At 69.4% G+C, this 1,241-nt stretch carries 1 protein-coding gene; it reads right to left on the bottom strand.

What is annotated here, in order from left to right; all coding sequences use genetic code 11:
• Positions 1–61 precede the first annotated feature (61 nt).
• Positions 62–1,241: transposase (locus ACWEVS_RS46310; protein ID WP_452557636.1), on the bottom strand; the 1,180-nt coding region annotated here is incomplete at its 5' end.

The following is a 1,241-nucleotide window of genomic DNA, read 5'->3' as shown; positions in this document are numbered from 1 at the left end:
CTAGAAGATCACTGAAGATCTTGTTCTTGGTGGCCTGTGAGGCGGCAGGATCCTGGATTCTTCAGGAGAGTCGGGAAGCCAGTGTCCAGGTGTCGCTGGTCCGGGTGAGCCCGAGGGTGATCAGGGTTCGGAGATTGAGGGCGGCAGCGCGGGTGTGGAGCCAGGCGTTGTTCTTGATGGTGCCGAGGTAGCGTAAGCGCCGGTTGCCGCGGGCGACGATCCACGCGACAGCGCGTTCGACGGGTGGTCGCCAGCGCCGGTAGTCGCTTTGCCAGGCCGGGTCGGTGGCGGCTTGACGACGGGCGGCGGCCTGCAGGTCGTGGTGTGGGCGGATCTGCACGACCCGCCCGTTCTTGGCGGTGGTGCAGCGCTGGCGTAGCGGGCAGCCGTCACACAGCTCGCCGAAGATGGCGCGTTTCTTGTCGGTGTTTCCCCTGAAAGCGGCTGTGTGCCCGGCTGGGCAGGTGACGAGGCCGGCGCTGGTGTCGATGGCGAAGTCGTCCAGGTCGAATCCGCCGGGCACGGCCGGCCGTAGCGGCGCAGGCTTGATCACGACGCGATGCCCGGCGTCGGTGAGTGCCTGGCGGCAGGGCCCGGCGGAGTAGGCGGCATCGCCGAAGACCTCGACCGGGTTTCCTTCCTCTGCCAGCAGGTCTTCAGCAAGAGCGGCTTCGTAATGAGCGGCACCGGATCCGGGCCGTAACGCCACTGCGGTGAACAGGCCGGTCTCGGGCTCGACGGCCACGTGTGCCTTGAAGCCGTCTTGACGATGGGTGCGGGTCTTGTGCACATGCCGGGACTCCGGGTCGACGGTGGAGATCACCCGATCCGGGACGGTGCGCTGGGCGATGCGCCAGCGCCCGTCCCGGCCGTCGGAATCCTCGGCCGGTTCCACGTCCTGGCCGGCGACCAGAGCCAGCAGGCCGACCGCGGTGGCAGCCTGCTCCTCCAGCGGTTGGGCGGGCAGGTCGGCCAGCAGCCGGATGGCGTCGGTGACCAGGGCGTCTACCAGCGCAGCCCGGGCCTGCTCATCGTTCCACGCAATGCGCGGCTTGCCCGGATCGGCGTAATCGTGGGCGGTGCAGCAGACTGCGGCGACCTGCGCGGCGCCGGGCACGTGGCGGATCACCCGGCGGATCGCGGCGATCAACTGGGTGACGGTGTCCTGGGTGGCCACCGCGTCATCGAGCACCGTGGAATCCAGCGCCCGCCGCTGCCGCCCCTTGAGCACGCCGGTCTGC

It is taken from the genome of Nonomuraea sp. NPDC003754, from assembly GCF_053605785.1.
The sequence above is the reverse complement of the archived record's forward strand: the minus strand, read 5'-3'. Positions and strand labels throughout refer to the sequence as shown.